This is a genomic window from Halodesulfovibrio aestuarii DSM 17919 = ATCC 29578 (assembly GCF_000384815.1).
Classification (GTDB): Bacteria; Desulfobacterota; Desulfovibrionia; order Desulfovibrionales; family Desulfovibrionaceae; genus Halodesulfovibrio; species Halodesulfovibrio aestuarii.
Map to the genome: position 1 here is coordinate 709,935 of NZ_ARQF01000021.1, position 17,223 is coordinate 727,157.

Sequence of the window (17,223 nt, forward strand, 5' to 3'; positions counted from 1 at the left end):
TTGATTGTTATCTTAGGTGTTATGCCAAGTTGATATGACGATGCTCTTTTGAAACAGCAAAGTCAGATTTTTTCAAAAATTCGAATATGGCCTCAGTTACCGCAACAGAGCGATGTCGTCCACCAGTACAGCCGAAGCCAATGGTGATGCGGTAGCGCCCTTCTTTTTCCATTTGCAGAAGCGTGAAGTGTAATAAGTCTTCAAGCTTTCGTAAATAGGTCTGTCCCACACTGTTCTTAAGCACGTAGGAAACAACGGGGGCATCCTGTCCGCTGTATGGGCGTAGCTCTGGATCATGATGTGGATTTGGTAAAAAACGTAAGTCAAAAATCATGTCTGCTTCAGAAGGGGTATTATGCTTAAACCCAAAGCTCATAAGGTGAACTTTAAGGCCCTTCATATCATTTTCTTCTGACTGCCATCTGCGTTGCAGTACACGACGCAAATCATGAATAGAATACTCTGAAGTGTCAAAAATAAAATCTGCTTCTGCTCGTGCTGGTGCCATCAGAGCACGTTCGTTTGTCATTGCCTGTTCAAGGCCAATACCATTACCCTCGAAAGGATGCGGACGCCTGGTCTCTTTATAACGTCGAAGAATAACATCGGCGCGTGATTCGAGAAAAATGACAGTTGGTGAATATCCGTCTGCAACTAATTTATTAATTGCTGTTGTCCATTCACTTTTGAATGAGCATTGCCGGACATCTACTCCGAGAACAATCCCCTTATAGCTTTCAAGGCCACATTCTGTAAGAACATCCATGAATTCTGATGTCATGGACATCGGGAGTCCATCAATTGTGTAGTATGCCATGTCTTCAAAGACTTTTAGCGCACTACTTTTTCCGGCTCCAGAGAGTCCCGCGATGATGATTACAGGGATCACGTGTTGAGATGCAGAAATCATTGGATACTCATTTTACGCAGCAGCTAAAAGGTTCCATAAAGCGTCCTGAGTGTCAGATTCCATAAAGAGTTTTTTGAAATCCTCGTCTTTCAGGAGTCGTGAAATTTGAGCTAGGATGCGTAAATGTGTTCCTGCAACGTTTTCGGGTGCAAGTACCATAAAGAAAATTTTACATGGTTTTTGATCGAGAGCATCAAAGTCCAGACCGTCTAAGCTTCGCCCTGCAACTACGACTATTTTATCGAGTGAGGGGAGTTTTCCATGAGGAATGGCAATGCCATTACCAATGCCTGTGGTTCCGAGACTTTCTCGTTCCATAAGCACGTTAAAAATTTCTTCAGCATCAAGAGATGGATTTTTCTCAACAACAGGAGCCAAGAGCTCCGCCAGCGCCTCTTGCTTGGTGCTGGCGGTAAGCTCCGGCAGTACAAGTTCTTTTTCTAGGTATTCACCCAGCTTCATTACATTTCCTAGTAAACGGGATCGATCAAACCGAAGTTTTCATCTTTACGGCGGTAGATCACATTAACCCGTTCGGTTTCAGCATTAAGAAAAACAAGAAAATCATAATCCAGTGCATCAAGCTGCATAGCGGCTTCGTCAAGATCCATAGGTTTTGGTACAAAGTTGTCCATACCAATAATGGTTCGTTCAGAATCTACTACTTCTTCCGGAGGCAAAGTACCTTCGAGTACAAACTTTTCTGCACCCTTGCGTTTCGTTTGTAGTTTTTCCGTACGACGTATGATCTGTGCTTTGAGTTTATCACGAACAAGATCAACGGTTGCATACATGTCTTCAGATTCTTCTGTAGCGGATAGAGTTAAGTTGTCCGATACAAGTGAAATTTCTGCTTTGTGGCGGAAATTGTCAACAGAAAGTGAGACTTGCATTTCCAAGTGTTCAGGGTTCGGCAAGAATCTGCCAAGCTTGTTAAAGCGTCGTTTGGCATATGCTTTTAGGTGATTGGAAGGCTCAAAATTCTTGAATGTGAAAGCGATGTTCATGGTGCCTCCTAATTGGATACTTTTGAAACCCTGTGGGAGTTGGTTTCGCTTCTAGAATACCACCTTTCTCTTGGATGATGAAGGGATATTCATTGCGGTACGGTATTTAGCCACAGTCCTTCGTGCAATGTTAACCTGAAGTTTTTCCTTTAAAATCTCTCCGATTTTCTCATCACTTAACGGTTTCTTTGTATTTTCTTCACTAATAAGTTTTTTAATGAGAGCCTTTACGCTCTCAGACCCGACCATACTACCATCATCAAGGCCAATCGCACTGTTGAAGAAAAATTTTAATTCAAAAATGCCATGCGGGGTCGAAATATACTTATTTGTGGTGATACGGCTTACCGTTGATTCGTGCATGTCGATATCATCAGCAATATCTTTCAAAATAAGTGGCTTTAACGATGTGACACCGTTAATAAAGAATTCTTTTTGATATTTAACAATACTCTCAACTACTTTATACAAAGTTCGTTGTCGTTGGTACAGACTTTTAATGAGCCAGGATGCAGATCGCATCTTCTCCTGATAATAGTCTTTTTCTTTGGCATTAGATGTTTTCGGGAGTTGTTCTGTTAATTCGCTTAGCTGTAATTGTGGCAAACCGTCTTCATTAAGGACGATGATGAAGTCCCCTTCGTATTCATAGATGTAAACGTCTGGAGAAACATAGTGTGCTTCCCCACCGCTAAACCGTGCCCCCGGCATTGGGTCAAGGCTTTGAATGACATCAAGGTACTCTCTGAGATCTTCAAGAGAAATTTTATATTTGCGGGCAAGTGGTTTGTAGCGACGCTTTTCCAGGTCCTCAAGATGATTAGTAACAATATCTACAAGAATTGGATCCCGGTCATAGTTAAGGGCTTTAATTTGAACAAGCAGGCATTCCTGTGGCGTGCGTGCTGCAACCCCTATAGGATCAAATTGTTGAATAAGGGTAATCACCTGTTCGACAGTTTCTATGTCGCTTTGAGCAACTTCGGCAAGTTCTTCTGAAGATACGTGCAAATATCCATTAGAACTGATGCTGCCAATAATAATTTCTCCGACACGAATTTGTTCTTCGGTAAGTGGAGAAAGCATGAGTTGCCAGTTTAGGTGTCCATCGAGAGTTGGAGCCGGAGCAAGACGAGCCTCGAAAGAGCTCATTTCTTCTAGTGCTTCAGATTCCCGCATTGAAACCTGTTTGGTGGTGCTTGAAAAGTCACCCAGATAGTCTTCCCAGTCAGCGTTGTTGGAAAGCTCTTTATCATAAGCTTCCTGGTCATCTTTTCGTTGATCTGCGGTAGACGGTTTGTCTGGATTAGCACTTTCTTCCAAAGACTCTTCCAAGAAAGGGTTCTCCAGCAGTTCTTGTTGAACTGTTTCAGCAAGTTCCACGCGAGAAAGTTGCAGCAGTTTGATTGCCTGCTGCAATTGTGGTGTCATTACAAGCTGCTGGGTAAGCTTTAATTGTTGGCGAAGTTCAAGAGCCATATATAAGAATGTCCTATGTGGTTCGACTAGCTAAAAAGCTGAAATATAATGTGTGAATACTGCCTATCAAAAAACATTCCAAATTCGATAACTGAACTCTTTTTTGCCACATAGAAAAGTTATATGCAACCAAGAAAAAAGCCCGTAGAACGGGCTTTTTTTTATTACACATTTGCAGATTATATTTTTTTATCGATGTGCTAGAGGCTAAAATCTTCTCCAAGGTAGACACTGCGCGCCTTAGGGTTGTCTACAATTTCTTGCGGTGTGCCGGAAAGAATGATCTGCCCTTCATAAACAAGATTTGCTCTGTCACAAATTTTTAATGTTTCTCTAACATTATGGTCGGAAATGAGCACTCCCATTCCTTTATCACGCAATTTACGGATGATGTCCTGAATGTCGTCTACAGCAAGTGGATCGATGCCTGCAAATGGCTCATCAAGAAGGATAAATTTTGGATCCCGGATTAATGCGCGGGCTATCTCGAGACGGCGACGTTCACCACCAGAAATGTGCATAGCGTGAGTGTCTCGAATGTGTGCGATACCAAATTCTTCCATTAACTCTTCAGCCCGTTTTTTCTGGTCATTACGGGAGAGTTCTGTTTGTTCCAGAATAATCTGTAAGTTTTGCAAGACAGTTAATTTCTTGAAAACTGAACTTTCTTGTGGAAGATAGCTTAAACCTATTCGCGCACGTTCATGCAAGGGCCAGTCTGTCACTTCCATGTCATCTACACGCACGACGCCTGCATTGGGTTTGATAATGCCAATGAGCATGTAGAACGTGGTTGTTTTACCGGCACCATTCGGCCCGAGAAGTCCAACAATTTCCCCCTGCTCCATTCGCAGGTTAATATCACGAACAACCTCGCGCTTACCGTAAATCTTGCAAAGCCCTTCAGCTTGAATAACTGACATCTATTTTTTCGCCTTGCTTGGTGCTGAGAAAATTGCTTCAACAGGTTGGTTTGTAGAGCCGAGTACTTCGCTGCGGTTCTCTTTTACCCAAAATTTAATAATATTGCCGGCGATAGTATTTTTGCCTTCACTTAACTTTGGAGACCCAGTCATAACAAGCAGCTCATCATTAAGCGTGTATGTCGCTGTATCACAGGTGCCTCGTCTGCCCTTTTCCATTTTAATACGGACATTACCTTGGGCAACAATTCTTTCAATTTTACCTGGATTCATGCCTCCAACATTTTCAGACTTTGGAGCATTTTTATCATCCTGCAAATATACGGTAACTTTGTTGGCCCAGATATCTGCTTGCGGGTGTTTTACCACAACGTTCTTAATAAATACGACTGTTTGACCATCCGCACTGTATGTCATTTTTTCAGAAGTAACTTTTACGTCATCTTTAGCTGGGGCTGCAATAGCAACCGTACCAATTAACGTAATGAGACAAGAAGATAACACAAGAATTCGAAAAAGCGCTTTCATTATTTTTCTCCACCAGTCGCGTCGTCCAGCTTTTCAGCACGGAAGTTAACAACCACATTGCCGGTTGCTGTAATTAAATTGTCTTTTAAATTCCAATTTGCATTGTCGGAAGAACCATTAAAGCCATCGCCTGTAAAAATAACATTACCTGTCATAATGAGCAGTTTCTTTTTATCTTCAAAAGTAAGTTCACTGCTTGTTATGGTGCCCTTCTGATTAACTACTGTCACATCACCCCATAAACGGGCAACGCCCGTATTCTGGTTGATGGTACCGTTAGGCGCAACAATATGCACTTTATCACGGTTCGGTTGGACAAAATACATAATGTCCGGCTCAGCAAGATCAATAATGCTCTCATCTTTTTGATACCAACCGTTAGTAGCTTTCAGCGTCCACAGCTCTTTACCGGCTTCACCCTGCTTCAGCTCTATTCCTTTTAAAGAAAGGTCCACATTTGTTTTAGCATTATTGCCAATGGCTTCACTTACTTTGTCTGCAATCTGTTCTTCTACTGAACTGTGCAAGTAGTATATTCCACCACCGAGTAAAGCTAACAATGCTCCCCAAATCAGCCACTTTCTCATTTAACCACCTATGGAGTTAATTATACCCTCAAGTTTACCTTGAGCGTTTATAATAAAATTGAGCGCCTCGCGGACAGCACCGTTTCCACCAGTTGCTTCTGTCTGTAAAATTGCAACTTCTTTAACTTCCGGCACTGCGTTTGCTACCGCAATAGGCAACCCTACTTTGCGCATTGGTGCCAAATCAACCCAGTCATCACCGACAAAGGCAATTTGGTGCCATTCAAGATCATATTTCTGTCTGATTTCATCAATACAGGCCATTTTTTTTAAATGTCCTGCATAGTAGTCAGTAATACCAAGATCATTCATACGGGTTGCAACGGATTTTGCATCAAGACCCGTAATGACACCGATTATAAGGTCGCAAGCCTGAGCTGCTTTGATACCAAGACCATCCTGTACATTGAATCGTTTGATCACATTGCCTTCATTGTCATAGTATAGCCCACCATCTGTAAGCACGCCATCACAATCAAGGATGATGACTTTTATATCCTTGGCAAGATTCTCAGCTTTCATATTTCATGCTCCAGAGCGCAGAAAGGTCACGAAGAAGGTGCGGAAGTTTGGCAAGAGGCCAGCTGTTAGGACCGTCGCAAAGTGCGTTATCCGGATCTGGGTGTGTTTCAATGAACACGCCGTTAACGCCAGCGGCTACAGCAGCACGGGAAAGACGCGGTACGAATGAACGGTCACCGCCAGATGTTCCACCCTGCCCGCCTGGGAGTTGCACGGAGTGGGTTGCATCAAAAACTACGGGAACACCATAAGACTGCATTATAGGGAATGAACGAAAATCGACTACAAGATTGTTATATCCAAAAGATGCGCCGCGTTCTGTAAGCAAGATGTTTTTATTGCCAGTAGAGAATAATTTGTCCAGCGCAGGCTTCATATCCCATGGTGCGACAAATTGCCCTTTCTTGACGTTAATAACGCGGCCGGTAGCAGCCGCGGCAAGCAAAAGACTTGTCTGGCGGCATAAGAATGCCGGAATTTGCATGACATCAGCAACTTCAGCAACCGGTGCTGCCTGCTCCGGCTCGTGGATATCCGTTACAACAGGTAATCCTGTCTCTTCTTTAATGCGGGCGAGCCATTCAATACCCTTAGAAAGGCCAGGCCCTCTGAAGCTGGAAAGCGATGTGCGGTTTGCTTTGTCGTATGAACTTTTGAAGATTGCTTTCAGTCCAACGGCTTCTGCTGCTTCTTTTACTGCGTATGCTGTTTCCAAAGCCAACTCAAAACTTTCAAGTGCGCAAGGACCTGCAAATACAAAAGGTTTTGTTGTCAGTTCTGCGTATAATGCAGAACCGTTTTTGATATGTTTCATTTCGGTAATCCTGTTTGGGAATGTAAAGCGTAAAATTACTCGAATAAATGGGGGATTGAAAGAGAAAATCGGAACATGCTGTCGCATGCTCCGATTTTAAATCAATATAAACCCGCATATTGCGGTGCAAAGGTGAAAAATCCAACCACCATTATACATAGAGAGTTTGATTTTTCTGCGCGATACAATGCTGCGAACGTTATTTTTTATTCGTTATTGATGCTTTGATAAATTCGCGGAAAAGAGGATGCGGATTCATCGGGGTGGATTTGAACTCTGGATGGAATTGACAAGCGAGGAACCATGGATGTTCTTTTACTTCTACAATTTCAACGAGGGTTTCATCCGGAGAAACCCCGGAGAAGCTCATTCCTGCTTCTTCAAGGCGTGTATAGTACGCATTGTTAAATTCGTAACGATGACGGTGACGTTCAGAGATCATTTCCTCGCCATAGGCAACCTGAGCTTTGGTTTTAGGGCGAATTTTGCATGGATATGCGCCAAGACGGAGAGTGCCGCCCTTGTCCGTGTCTTCGTTACGCTTTTCAACGGCTTCTTTACGGAAATCGTACCATTCAGTCATGAGATAGATGATAGGCTCTTTTGCATTCTCATCAAATTCAACGGAAGTTGCTTCTTTGATGCCAACTACGTTGCGGGCGTATTCGATAACAGCAAGTTGCATACCGAGACAGATACCGAAGAAAGGTACTTTCTTTTCACGCGCATAGTGAATGGCAAGCATTTTGCCTTCAACACCTCGGTGTCCAAAGCCACCCGGAACAAGAATGCCATCCAGACCCTTGAGCTTGGAAGCTACGTTTTTAGCGTTAACTTCTTCGGAGTTAACGTATACGAAATCAACGGTAACACGGTTAGCAAGGCCGCCGTGCACCAATGCTTCATGAAGGCTTTTGTATGCTTCCTTAAGGTCAACGTATTTACCGACAATACCGATCGTCACGCTGCCTTTAGGGTTATTCATGTTATGAATCAGGTTTTGCCAAGGGGCAAGGTCTGCGTTTTTCGCTGGGAGGCGAAGCATAATTGCAATTTTCTGATCGAGCCCTTCGTCATAAAATGCGAGAGGAACTTCGTAAATATTTTTAACGTCTGCGCAAGAAAATACTGCGTCACGGTCTACGTTACAGAAAAGGGCAATTTTGTGTTTGAGGTGATCATCGATTGGTTTTTCACAACGACAGATGATCATATCTGGCTGGATACCGATAGAACGGAGTTCTTTAACGCTGTGCTGTGTTGGCTTGGTTTTATGTTCGCCAGCAGCTTTAAGATACGGAACCAGCGTCAGGTGGATGTACATGCATTGTTCACGACCAAGGTCTGTGCGCAGCTGGCGGATAGCTTCAAGGAAAGGAAGACCTTCAATATCGCCAACGGTACCGCCGATTTCGATGATTGCAACATCAAGATCATCACTGGCAAGGCTGAGAACGCATTTTTTAATTTCATCAGTAATATGCGGAATAACCTGTACGGTACCACCAAGGTAGTCTCCACGGCGTTCTTTTGTGATTACTGTATTGTAAATAGAACCGGAGGTGTAGTTGTTTTTCTGAGAAAGAGGAACGTTGAGGTAACGCTCGTAATGACCAAGGTCGAGGTCAGTTTCAGCACCGTCATCCGTTACATACACCTCACCATGCTGAAACGGGTTCATGGTGCCCGGATCAACGTTGATATAAGGGTCGAGTTTCTGAATGGTTACATTTAAACCTCTAGCTTTAAGAAGGACTCCAATGGATGCAGCTGAAAGGCCCTTCCCTAAAGAAGATAAAACCCCACCAGTAACGAATATAAACTTAGTTTTCATTCTTTCTCGCCTACAACAAGTTATTAAAAATTAGTTAATGACCAAAGTTACGTATATTTGTTTCGAACGTATCTCGTCCGTATACACTTTTTTTGAAGTTACGTCAGCCGTTGACTGTTATCTCCGACGCAACTATAACTATCAGTCCCGAATTATTAAAACGGTGACTTTTTTTGCTTTCAAAAACCGTGAGTCACTACCCGAACTGATCGGGTAAGTAAAGCGACTTTTTGTAAAGCCCCGTGTTAATCTTTTTTTAGGAGAAACTTGAGCAATGACCCAGGTTAATACTCTGGTAATTACCGGCTATGGGACGAACTGCGAGGTTGAATGCGCGCACGCTGCAAAGATTTCTGGAGCTGATCGTGTTGAAATTAAGCATTTTTCAGACCTCATTTCCGGTGACACTAGCTTAACAGATTTCAATTTTTTGATTCTGCCGGGTGGTTTTCTTGATGGCGACGATCTGGGTGCTGCTCAAGCTGCCGCAAACCGCTGGCGGCATGCAAAGACAGAGCAAGGCGAACCCCTTCTCGATCAACTTAAAACATTTTTTACCAATGGCGGCATTATATTCGGTATTTGTAACGGCTTCCAGCTGCTTGTAAAGCTTGGATTACTCCCTGCAATTGACGGATTATACTTTGAACGTCAGGTTTCCTTATCACATAACGATTCTGCCCGATATGAAGATAGATGGGTGCATCTTGCAGCTAATGCAAATAGCCCGTGTGTTTTTACAAAGGGTGTAAAAACGTTGTATATTCCTGTGCGTCACGGCGAAGGAAAAATTATCGCTAAAGATGAAGCAACTCTTACAGCTCTGCAAGAAAATAATTTGATAGCCTTGCAATATATTGATCCAGAATCTGGTGAAGTTACGCAGGAATACCCAATGAACCCGAATGGTTCTCCTCTGGGTATTGCAGGCTTGACCGACCCTTCCGGACGTATTTTAGGCATGATGCCGCATCCGGAAGCATACAACCACCCTACTAACCATCCGGGCTGGACTGCTGGTAAAACGGCGGAGCTCGGTACCGTGTTAATCAAAAACGGCATAGACTACTTAAAGAGTCTCTAGCAGCTTTGTGATATAATATCAGTTGGCTCCGACTCTGGTCGGAGCCACTATTTTATTTTTCAGGAGTGGAAATGATTCCTTGTTTTATTTGTAAAAAAGATTCTATTGGGGGCTTTACATATGGCCTCCCTACCACTCCTTTAACACAGCATGTCGGGTTATGCCCTGAACATAACACGCTGGAAAATAAAAAAGCAGCACTGCTACATTGGATTGAAACAACGCAAGCCAGTGTCAATGCATTTAATGAAGCTAACTTTGCGCGGTATGCAGATCCTGTAGAGTACGCCTTGACCGTATATTATCTTGCCGGTGGATCTGCCTCGTTCCGGTGCACGAAATGGAATGTTCCTGACAAAGCTACATTACAAATTTTGGGCATCGATGGGCGTAGTACATTTATTCCTCTCACCCATATTGAGCTTTTTGAAGTTGTTCCTGTTAACGATCCAAACAAATTTACTCCAACGACCTCTGCGAACGAGCGATACTCAATCGAAGACGGAGTGCCTACCTTACAACGGTAATCATATTTGTGTGGTAGTATACGATAGCAGACGATTACGAAGTACAAGGAACGCTCATTGATGCAGATATATTTTCCTAAGAAATTAATCACAATTGTTAACTGCATTCCTTCGGAATGTTAGCTTCTATTGAGATCGTATATTCTCCAGTTATTGAAATTGGAGAACATCACCGGTTGTAATTCGTTTGTTATTTGGCAGCCAAAGTTTTCCCCATTTCCCTGTACAGTGACAGGCATAGGATTCCTGTATTCCGACGCGTTGGAAAAAATTTCGAACTTCATACACATGGCCGATACTTGCGGCTCTCAGGTGTAGTCCGCCAACAATTGCAGCAATTTTTTTTTCGCCTGTAACGTCTTGTGCTCTTTCGACAATGTTACATATTCCTGAATGACTGCAGCCTGTTATGATTACCAGCCCCTCCTTACCTTTCCACACAATTCCTGTATCGTCGTAAAGGAAATCGTCGATATAGTTTTCACCCTGTTTGACTATACCGAATGCTCCGCCACCCTTGAATGATGGCTTTCTTGGGATTTCACCTAAGAATAGAAATTTTGAGCCAATATGTTGTGGTTCTTTGGAGTCACACATTACAAAATTAGCGCGTACGGTTGCTTCATCCAGTCCCGCATCGAGCTTTTTTATTAGAACAGGACGCCCACCAGTGAGCTTTCCAGAATAACGTTCAATAAAGCAGTCCGGATGGCAGGTGAGTGTCGGGCGTTGAGCACTGTTAGCAAACAAATCACAAAGCGCCGGAATACCCCCTGCATGGTCAAAATGGCCGTGTGAGAGTGCTACATGCTCAATATTTTCAAGCGGGATACCCAGTGTTTCGGCATTTTTCAAAAATGCCCCATCAGTTCCGGTATCAAAGAGTACCCTCTCGTCACCGTCTTCCAAAAGAATAGAAAGTCCTTTTGTAGAAAGTAGATCATCTCTATATGATGTATTTTCAATAAGGATAGTTAATGTAAGCATGTGTATTGTCCTTTAGATACGCAGATCCTAACGGGCGCTTTGAGGATTCTAAATATTATTGCTAGCTGCTGTATCTTTCATTTTGTAGCTAGAAGTTTTCTTGATAATAAAAAACTAAGAATAACAAAAGCCCTGCCTAATTTTTTTTGTTTCAGAGGTATCGCTGCACATTCGTAAACTTCCCTTGCAGGAAATGAACTTCTTCTGTATCCCATAGAAGAAATTAATATTTTTCACACAGGGGAAGTTTTTGTATGAAGGGTAATAGAATATACCTTATTTTTACTGCAGCCTGTATTGCAGGTGGCGTATATATGTTCCACCCAGAGTTTATAAGAAAATATTTAGATACAGTCGTAGTTGTTTTTGCTGCTCTGATGTATTTTTTATTTGTTCGTCCTTGGCTTAAGCAAAAGTTGGCAGTGAATAAAAAAGATGACGCGACTGAAGATAAAAAAAGCGAGTAGTGCTTCAGCACTACTCGCTTTTTTTATCTGACTGAGATTAGAAGGTAAATGCTACTTCGCTTGCCCGGTCACATCTTTATATTCTGGTTTTGAATTCCACATCGGGATAGTCAAAATTTGTTTCCCGTCATGTGGTAGTTTATCTAAATGTACTACGCGTACATCTTGATTGTCGTATGTCTTAAAATAGCATCTGCGACGTGTTAGATCGTATACTGCCGTCCATTGTGTATAATCAATGGACGGTTTTTTATCGTGCTGAATTGTTTTTACCAGACCTTTTGCAATGGATATATTACTGATAAGCATGAAGCTTTGATTTATGGCTTCGTCTGCAGTGCTTACAGGATCTGTTGCATTACTCAGTAAGGCAGCACGTACAAATCGCGAAGGTGGCGTAAAGTCACCTGGGAGGCCTAGCATACCAGATCCTTGACCAATTGATGTTGCTGTATAGCTATGAATTTTTTTTGGTTTGCAACTATTTGATGTCAGATTCATATAGTTTGATAGATTTTGCAGGTGCCATGAAAATTGTGGCGCATTTGTGAAAACACCTACTGGGTTTTCTGTAATGACAATCTCTCCGCTAATAGGCTCAATAACAAGGGCTTTTCCTGATTTGTCCATTGCATACCAGTGCAAAGGAGGTACCATGCCAAGTTTTGTATTGATAACACCGACAAGTTTTATTTGTGCAATTTTATTTCGCACATCATCCAGCGTGGCACATGTGCCAAGAAGTAACGCAGTGAATATACTTGGGGCAACAACCTTTGTTATTTCATCTTTGGTTGCTTCCTGATATTTAGCTAGTTTTGGGAACCAAAACGCTCCAATATATAGTCCTTTTTCATTTATTCCACCAAGAAGTAGCGGTTCATTCAATCCGTTTGGTCCAAGGAATGCATACTTGTTTTCCCATGTCATTCCTTTTTTTCCGTCAGGTGTCGGACTTGTCCATTGTTGTCTTCGAGGCGTAAAGAGTAGATTCGATTTAAGCGAGGTCGTAAATTCTAATGTTCGGGCAAATGTTACTGCTCCGTCTGTTGATTGAACTCTTACTCCTGTGCAAGCTTGCGCTATTGCAGTGTTTAGCAAGCAGATGGCACAACAGGTTACTATGAAAAAATGTGTAATCTTTTGCATATGTTCTCACCTTTATTATTCTGGAATTGAATATGGTGAAGGGAGCATAGCATAAAGCGTAGTTTAGACCGATGAGTAACAAAAAAGGCAGCACAAAGTGCTGCCTTGAGTGAGTAACAACTTAAATTTTTTTATGATGCTATGGCGTCTGCTGTGTGAATTTGTCTTTTTAGTCCATAGCACAGCATGTATACAATTGGAGTATCAATAACTGCAATTGCCAGTTTTACCAGCCATTGACCAAGAATGACTTCACCAACAGGTAAAATTCCCCAGAAGGCTATGGTCACAAATATTGTGGAATCAATGAGCTGGGAAATTACAGTTGATGCGTTATTACGCAACCACAGATGTTTTCCGTTCGTTCTTTTTTTTAGTAAATGGAAAAGCCAGATATCGTGTTTTTGACTGACAAGATAGGCAACCAGTGAGGCTGCAACAATACGCGGGGTGCTGCCGATAACAGCTGAAAAGCTCTCCTGCCCGTTCCAGAATGGTGCTGCAGGCCATGCAACAGCAATCCATGCAAGTGCTGATGTCATAACAAGTGTGATGAAGCCGCACTGTACAATGTCGTTTGCGCAGTCTTTTCCCCATACTTCACTTACAACGTCTGAAACGATAAAGGTCAGAGAATATGCCAGCACTCCGGCTGGTACTGCAAAACCAGCGACCATAATAATTTTGCTTGCAATAAGCGCTGCAACAACAAGCCCGCCAATAAACAGGCTGAACAGCAAAGCAAATGCCTTGCGATTAAAAGAATCCATACATTAACTCCATGGGATCAACAGTCCTAAGATGGGCATAACGCCCTTCGCGGTCGGGAAAACAGTCCCGGGCGAATAATTTATTAGCCATCCCTTGCCATTTGTGTTTTAGGAAGTCAAACTAACGTTGGTTACGTATATTACAAGGAGAATTTACTATGACTACAACTAAAAGTCAGGATAAAACTGACCACCTCCAAGCCCTCGGCAAAGGTGGTGAGACTACATATCAGTTAGAAGGTCCTCATTCCGGAATTCTTGAAACATTTCCGAACAACTATCCTAATCGTCCATATATTGTAAGCGTGGAGTTTCCCGAATACACTTCTCTTTGCCCAATGACTGGACAGCCAGATTTTGGAGTTATTGTTGTGGAGTACATTCCTAAGGAACGTATTGTAGAGTCCAAAAGTATCAAGTTGTACTTCTTTGCATATCGTAATCATCAGTCTTTTATGGAAACCATTGCGAACACAATGCTTGAAGATTTTGTAGAAGCGCTTGACCCTCTCTGGTGTCGTGTGAAGGGGCTTTTCAGCCCGCGTGGTGCTACTACTCTACACGTTTTTGCAGAACATTTTGATACTGAAGCTGAAAATATCGAAGAAGTTAAAACTATTGTTTCTGAATGGAAACAAGAAGCCAGCCGTCATTCTTCATAACTAATTTGCATGGGGTAAATCATTACCAGCGCGGCATTCTATGATTCTGTTATTGGTAACGCTTGTAACGTGCCTGTAAGTTTTGTGAGTGCTATCGTTAATTCAGGCAAAGCGACTTCATAATTCTTTGTCCGGAACAAGTCGTGTGTGTTATCTTGCTTTGATAACTGATGATTGAAATTCAGCAAGTGGTGAACGGAATTTATTCAGTGCTGCCTGCGGATAATGCATAGTTAGATGCAATGACATGAATTTATTGTTATAAATTTGCTTATAGCAATAGATATGGTGGCAAACAGAAATACATTTCTTCAACTTGTACCATTGCTCTATGGTTATGTTTATTTCCTAAAAAAGCTCTTGCATAATATGCTGGAGCTTTTTTTATTTGTAATAGTAGAATTTTTACCTACGTAAAAATATGTATACTCTGTGTTAACAATATATTTCTTTTTTAAACAACATTAAATAGTGTACGAAACAAAAGACCCTTTCTCCTGTTATGAATACAGGATGTTTTGTTTACTTTTCTTAGAAAACCCATTCGAGATCTTTACATTATCGCTACTTTTTCATAGACAATTCCTGCTAGTTTTTTGGGAGTTCAATAATGTTTCCAGTAAAAAATAGAATCTTACATCTATAGTGAGCATTTTTGTATTACCTTTTTATTCGAATTGTTATGATGTTATATGCGGAAAATTTGGCGAAAGCTAAACGTGGATTGCTATGATTCTTGCTTTAGCTTTTTTCTTACTGAATTTTCGTTGTCTTTTGCTGAGGATGGTTAGCGGTATTTGGTTTCGCGTCTCCTCACGTTATTTCAGCTTTAAAAGACCCAATCTAGACTTTCTGGAAGAACCTATTTGGTCGACACAGATTTCTTTCGATACAAAAACAACGCCGTATCTATTAGGTAGACGCACTTTTTTTATATTTAAATAGCTATAGTATAGCCTGCAATGTCGCAGGCTATACTCATCTTTTTAGTTTTTTCGGAGGGCAGGAAAGAATATGAGTAGTCCACGATTATCTGCGCTTATTACCGGAGCCAGTAAAGGCATTGGAGCTGCAATTGCGGTACAGCTCGCACAGGATGGATTTGATATTTTTCTTAACTACCGAAGTGACCATACTCAGGCAAAAAAAGTTGCTGAGCAGATAGAAGCTGCGGGCGTATCTTGTACGTTGCTTCCTTTTGACGTTGCTGATGGTGATGCGGTTGAAAAGCAACTTGCCCTCCTCCTTGATGCTCCTCCGTTTGTTCTTGTTAATAATGCAGGCTTTGCTGCGGATTCCCTGTTCGGTATGATGGATGATAATAGCTGGAAAAGTGTTATTGATGTTCATTTAAACGGATTTTTTAATGTTACTCGCACCCTTCTCCCCCGCATGATGCGCAAAAGAAAAGGTCGCATTGTTAACATTGCCTCCACAGCCGGGCAAACTGGTAACCCCGGGCAGGCTAATTACTCAGCCGCAAAGGCGGGGCTTATTGGTGCAACCCGATCATTGGCTGTTGAAGTGGCGAAGCGTAATATTCTTGTAAACGCCGTGGCTCCCGGTTTTATCGAAACAGAAATGCTCGATGGACTTCCTGTTGATGAAATTAAAAAACGAGTTCCACTTGGCAGATTTGGACGTCCCGAAGAAGTTGCCTACATGGTCTCTTTCCTATGCTCCGATAAAGCGCAGTATATTACCGGTCAGACGTTCTCTGTGAACGGAGGAATCTACGCGTCATGATGCATAGAGTTGCAATTACCGGCATCGGCATTGTGTCTTGTCTGGGTCTTGATTCGGACAGTGTGCAGGAGAGCTTACGTCTTGGTATAAGTGGTATCCAAGTCGTACCTAAGCGGGAAGAAATGGGATTTTTTAGTCCACTTTCCGGTGTTATTGAAGGCTTTGATTATGCAGGGTGCGGCCTTACGCGCCGTCAGCGTAAAACAATGCCTAATTTTACCATTCAAGCTTACTCTGCTGTGACTCAGGCTCTCGAAAAAGCCGGTTTGCAGTCTGACGATATTCAAAATGCCCGTACCGGGCTTATTTTCGGGAATGATTCAACTGCCAGAGCGCAAGCTGAACAGGCTAAGCTTACAGAGCAGGATGGTTCAACTGCTGGAATTAGTTCGGGCTACTGTTTTAAGGCAATGAACTCCACTATTACGCTTAACCTGAATGTACTGCTGGGGGTTCGCGGTGCTTCGTGGAGTATCAGTTCAGCATGTTCAAGCGGTGGCCATGCCATTGGTCAGGCTGCGGACTTAATCGCGTACGGTCGGCAAGATCGAGTCATTTGTGGTGGCGCTCAGGAAATTAACTGGGAATCATTATGCAGCTTTGATGCTCTTGAAGCATTTTCCCGTCGGGTCGACTCTCCGGCACAGGCCAGTCGTCCATTTGATGCAAAACGCGATGGATTGGTTCCATCCGGCGGTGCGGCAGCAGTTGTTCTTGAAAGGTATGACCTTGCTGTTGCACGAGGTGCAACGATTCTCGGTGAGATAGAAGCATACGGATTTTCTTCTGACGGGCACGATTTGTGCCGCCCAAATGGTTTAGGTTTACAGGCTGCGATGGAAGATGCATTGCAGCGAGCTAATCTTGCTCCGAAGGACATCGATTTAGTTAGTGCACATGCAACGTCTACCCCTGTGGGAGATAATGCTGAAGCCTTTGCCATCGGTAATTTATTTGGTGACAATCAAGTGCGTGTTACGGCTTTAAAGTCTATGACAGGACATGAATTGTGGATGTCCGGTGCGTCACAGGTCGTATATACTCTTTTGCAGGCACAGGGCGGTTTTACTGCACGGACAATAAATTTTGAAACTGCTGATGAAATGAGCTCCAAATTACGCATTGTTCTTGATAATAACTCTACCCCTCCGGGGCGTGTCATGCTTAACTCTGCTGGTTTTGGAGGTACAAACGCCTGCCTGATCGTGAATACGGTAGAACCTTAGT

Annotated in this window: 19 protein-coding genes; 6 read left to right on the forward strand and 13 right to left on the reverse strand. The window is 42.6% G+C overall.

Annotation, left to right across the window (positions count from 1 at the left end; genetic code table 11):
• Positions 1–19 precede the first annotated feature (19 nt).
• The 10 genes from rapZ to pyrG all read right to left on the reverse strand — a co-directional run bounded on the left by rapZ (position 20) and on the right by pyrG (position 8,604).
• Positions 20–910: an RNase adapter RapZ gene (gene rapZ, locus F461_RS0114175; protein ID WP_020001822.1), complete on the reverse strand. Its 891-nt coding sequence runs from the start codon at positions 908–910 to the stop codon at positions 20–22.
• Positions 911–922: 12 nt separating this feature from the next.
• Positions 923–1,372, reverse strand: coding sequence for a PTS sugar transporter subunit IIA (locus tag F461_RS0114180; RefSeq protein ID WP_020001823.1), 450 nt, complete (start codon positions 1,370–1,372; stop codon positions 923–925).
• 8 nt (positions 1,373–1,380) lie between these two features.
• A complete protein-coding gene (gene hpf / locus F461_RS0114185) occupies positions 1,381–1,917 on the reverse strand; it encodes a ribosome hibernation-promoting factor, HPF/YfiA family (protein ID WP_020001824.1) in 537 nt (178 codons plus the stop codon).
• A 51-nt stretch (positions 1,918–1,968) separates the two neighbouring features.
• Positions 1,969–3,396, reverse strand: coding sequence for an RNA polymerase factor sigma-54 (gene rpoN, locus F461_RS0114190; protein WP_020001825.1), 1,428 nt, complete (start codon positions 3,394–3,396; stop codon positions 1,969–1,971).
• A 200-nt stretch (positions 3,397–3,596) separates the two neighbouring features.
• Positions 3,597–4,319, reverse strand: a complete 723-nt coding sequence (gene lptB / locus F461_RS0114195) for an LPS export ABC transporter ATP-binding protein (protein WP_020001826.1) — start codon at positions 4,317–4,319, stop codon at positions 3,597–3,599.
• A complete protein-coding gene (locus tag F461_RS0114200; RefSeq protein WP_020001827.1) occupies positions 4,320–4,847 on the reverse strand; it encodes an LptA/OstA family protein in 528 nt (175 codons plus the stop codon).
• The gene (gene lptC, locus F461_RS0114205) at positions 4,847–5,434 is read right to left on the reverse strand and encodes an LPS export ABC transporter periplasmic protein LptC (RefSeq protein ID WP_020001828.1); all 588 of its coding nucleotides are present in this window, start codon (positions 5,432–5,434) and stop codon (positions 4,847–4,849) included. Before lptC ends, F461_RS0114200 begins: the two co-directional genes overlap by 1 nt.
• On the reverse strand, positions 5,435–5,956 hold the full coding sequence (locus tag F461_RS0114210) for a KdsC family phosphatase (protein WP_020001829.1): 522 nt from the start codon (positions 5,954–5,956) through the stop codon (positions 5,435–5,437).
• A complete protein-coding gene (kdsA, locus tag F461_RS0114215) occupies positions 5,946–6,770 on the reverse strand; it encodes a 3-deoxy-8-phosphooctulonate synthase (protein WP_020001830.1) in 825 nt (274 codons plus the stop codon). Before kdsA ends, F461_RS0114210 begins: the two co-directional genes overlap by 11 nt.
• A gap of 199 nt (positions 6,771–6,969) precedes the next feature.
• A complete protein-coding gene (gene pyrG / locus F461_RS0114220; protein ID WP_020001831.1) occupies positions 6,970–8,604 on the reverse strand; it encodes a CTP synthase in 1,635 nt (544 codons plus the stop codon).
• Positions 8,605–8,878: 274 nt separating this feature from the next.
• Here pyrG and F461_RS0114225 point away from each other — a divergent pair, with 274 nt between their 5' ends.
• Positions 8,879–9,688, forward strand: coding sequence for a phosphoribosylformylglycinamidine synthase subunit PurQ (locus F461_RS0114225; RefSeq protein ID WP_020001832.1), 810 nt, complete (start codon positions 8,879–8,881; stop codon positions 9,686–9,688).
• Between the two features lie 71 nt (positions 9,689–9,759).
• Positions 9,760–10,215, forward strand: a complete 456-nt coding sequence (locus F461_RS0114230; protein WP_020001833.1) for a hypothetical protein — start codon at positions 9,760–9,762, stop codon at positions 10,213–10,215.
• A 150-nt stretch (positions 10,216–10,365) separates the two neighbouring features.
• Here F461_RS0114230 and F461_RS0114235 read toward each other — a convergent pair whose 3' ends face one another.
• Positions 10,366–11,202, reverse strand: a complete 837-nt coding sequence (locus F461_RS0114235) for an MBL fold metallo-hydrolase (RefSeq protein ID WP_020001834.1) — start codon at positions 11,200–11,202, stop codon at positions 10,366–10,368.
• A gap of 254 nt (positions 11,203–11,456) precedes the next feature.
• Here F461_RS0114235 and F461_RS0114240 point away from each other — a divergent pair, with 254 nt between their 5' ends.
• Positions 11,457–11,669, forward strand: coding sequence for a hypothetical protein (locus tag F461_RS0114240; protein WP_020001835.1), 213 nt, complete (start codon positions 11,457–11,459; stop codon positions 11,667–11,669).
• 51 nt (positions 11,670–11,720) lie between these two features.
• Here F461_RS0114240 and F461_RS0114245 read toward each other — a convergent pair whose 3' ends face one another.
• Both F461_RS0114245 and F461_RS0114250 read right to left on the reverse strand, forming a co-directional pair.
• Positions 11,721–12,818 (reverse strand): linear amide C-N hydrolase, encoded by a 1,098-nt coding sequence (locus F461_RS0114245; protein ID WP_071161790.1) that lies wholly within the window; start codon positions 12,816–12,818, stop codon positions 11,721–11,723.
• A 131-nt stretch (positions 12,819–12,949) separates the two neighbouring features.
• Complete coding sequence (locus F461_RS0114250) at positions 12,950–13,588, reverse strand: queuosine precursor transporter (protein ID WP_020001837.1); 639 nt, start codon at positions 13,586–13,588, stop codon at positions 12,950–12,952.
• Positions 13,589–13,746: 158 nt separating this feature from the next.
• Between F461_RS0114250 and queF the strand changes: the two genes are divergently transcribed.
• The 3 genes from queF to F461_RS0114265 all read left to right on the forward strand — a co-directional run bounded on the left by queF (position 13,747) and on the right by F461_RS0114265 (position 17,222).
• Positions 13,747–14,250 (forward strand): preQ(1) synthase, encoded by a 504-nt coding sequence (gene queF, locus F461_RS0114255; protein ID WP_020001838.1) that lies wholly within the window; start codon positions 13,747–13,749, stop codon positions 14,248–14,250.
• Between the two features lie 1,014 nt (positions 14,251–15,264).
• Complete coding sequence (gene fabG / locus F461_RS0114260) at positions 15,265–15,996, forward strand: 3-oxoacyl-ACP reductase FabG (RefSeq protein ID WP_020001839.1); 732 nt, start codon at positions 15,265–15,267, stop codon at positions 15,994–15,996.
• Complete coding sequence (locus F461_RS0114265) at positions 15,993–17,222, forward strand: beta-ketoacyl-[acyl-carrier-protein] synthase family protein (protein WP_020001840.1); 1,230 nt, start codon at positions 15,993–15,995, stop codon at positions 17,220–17,222. Before fabG ends, F461_RS0114265 begins: the two co-directional genes overlap by 4 nt.
• Position 17,223: the final 1 nt, after the last annotated feature.

Excerpts from the sequence above, each read along its gene's own strand:
- rapZ (WP_020001822.1), bottom strand. The coding sequence starts at position 910 with ATGATTTCTGCATCTCAACACGTGATCCCTGTAATCATCATCGCGGGA.
- F461_RS0114180 (WP_020001823.1), bottom strand. The coding sequence starts at position 1,372 with ATGAAGCTGGGTGAATACCTAGAAAAAGAACTTGTACTGCCGGAGCTT.
- hpf (WP_020001824.1), bottom strand. The coding sequence starts at position 1,917 with ATGAACATCGCTTTCACATTCAAGAATTTTGAGCCTTCCAATCACCTA.
- rpoN (WP_020001825.1), bottom strand. The coding sequence starts at position 3,396 with ATGGCTCTTGAACTTCGCCAACAATTAAAGCTTACCCAGCAGCTTGTA.
- lptB (WP_020001826.1), bottom strand. The coding sequence starts at position 4,319 with ATGTCAGTTATTCAAGCTGAAGGGCTTTGCAAGATTTACGGTAAGCGC.
- F461_RS0114200 (WP_020001827.1), bottom strand. The coding sequence starts at position 4,847 with ATGAAAGCGCTTTTTCGAATTCTTGTGTTATCTTCTTGTCTCATTACG.
- lptC (WP_020001828.1), bottom strand. The coding sequence starts at position 5,434 with ATGAGAAAGTGGCTGATTTGGGGAGCATTGTTAGCTTTACTCGGTGGT.
- F461_RS0114210 (WP_020001829.1), bottom strand. The coding sequence starts at position 5,956 with ATGAAAGCTGAGAATCTTGCCAAGGATATAAAAGTCATCATCCTTGAT.
- kdsA (WP_020001830.1), bottom strand. The coding sequence starts at position 6,770 with ATGAAACATATCAAAAACGGTTCTGCATTATACGCAGAACTGACAACA.
- pyrG (WP_020001831.1), bottom strand. The coding sequence starts at position 8,604 with ATGAAAACTAAGTTTATATTCGTTACTGGTGGGGTTTTATCTTCTTTA.
- F461_RS0114225 (WP_020001832.1), top strand. The coding sequence starts at position 8,879 with ATGACCCAGGTTAATACTCTGGTAATTACCGGCTATGGGACGAACTGC.
- F461_RS0114230 (WP_020001833.1), top strand. The coding sequence starts at position 9,760 with ATGATTCCTTGTTTTATTTGTAAAAAAGATTCTATTGGGGGCTTTACA.
- F461_RS0114235 (WP_020001834.1), bottom strand. The coding sequence starts at position 11,202 with ATGCTTACATTAACTATCCTTATTGAAAATACATCATATAGAGATGAT.
- F461_RS0114240 (WP_020001835.1), top strand. The coding sequence starts at position 11,457 with ATGAAGGGTAATAGAATATACCTTATTTTTACTGCAGCCTGTATTGCA.
- F461_RS0114245 (WP_071161790.1), bottom strand. The coding sequence starts at position 12,818 with ATGCAAAAGATTACACATTTTTTCATAGTAACCTGTTGTGCCATCTGC.
- F461_RS0114250 (WP_020001837.1), bottom strand. The coding sequence starts at position 13,588 with ATGGATTCTTTTAATCGCAAGGCATTTGCTTTGCTGTTCAGCCTGTTT.
- queF (WP_020001838.1), top strand. The coding sequence starts at position 13,747 with ATGACTACAACTAAAAGTCAGGATAAAACTGACCACCTCCAAGCCCTC.
- fabG (WP_020001839.1), top strand. The coding sequence starts at position 15,265 with ATGAGTAGTCCACGATTATCTGCGCTTATTACCGGAGCCAGTAAAGGC.
- F461_RS0114265 (WP_020001840.1), top strand. The coding sequence starts at position 15,993 with ATGATGCATAGAGTTGCAATTACCGGCATCGGCATTGTGTCTTGTCTG.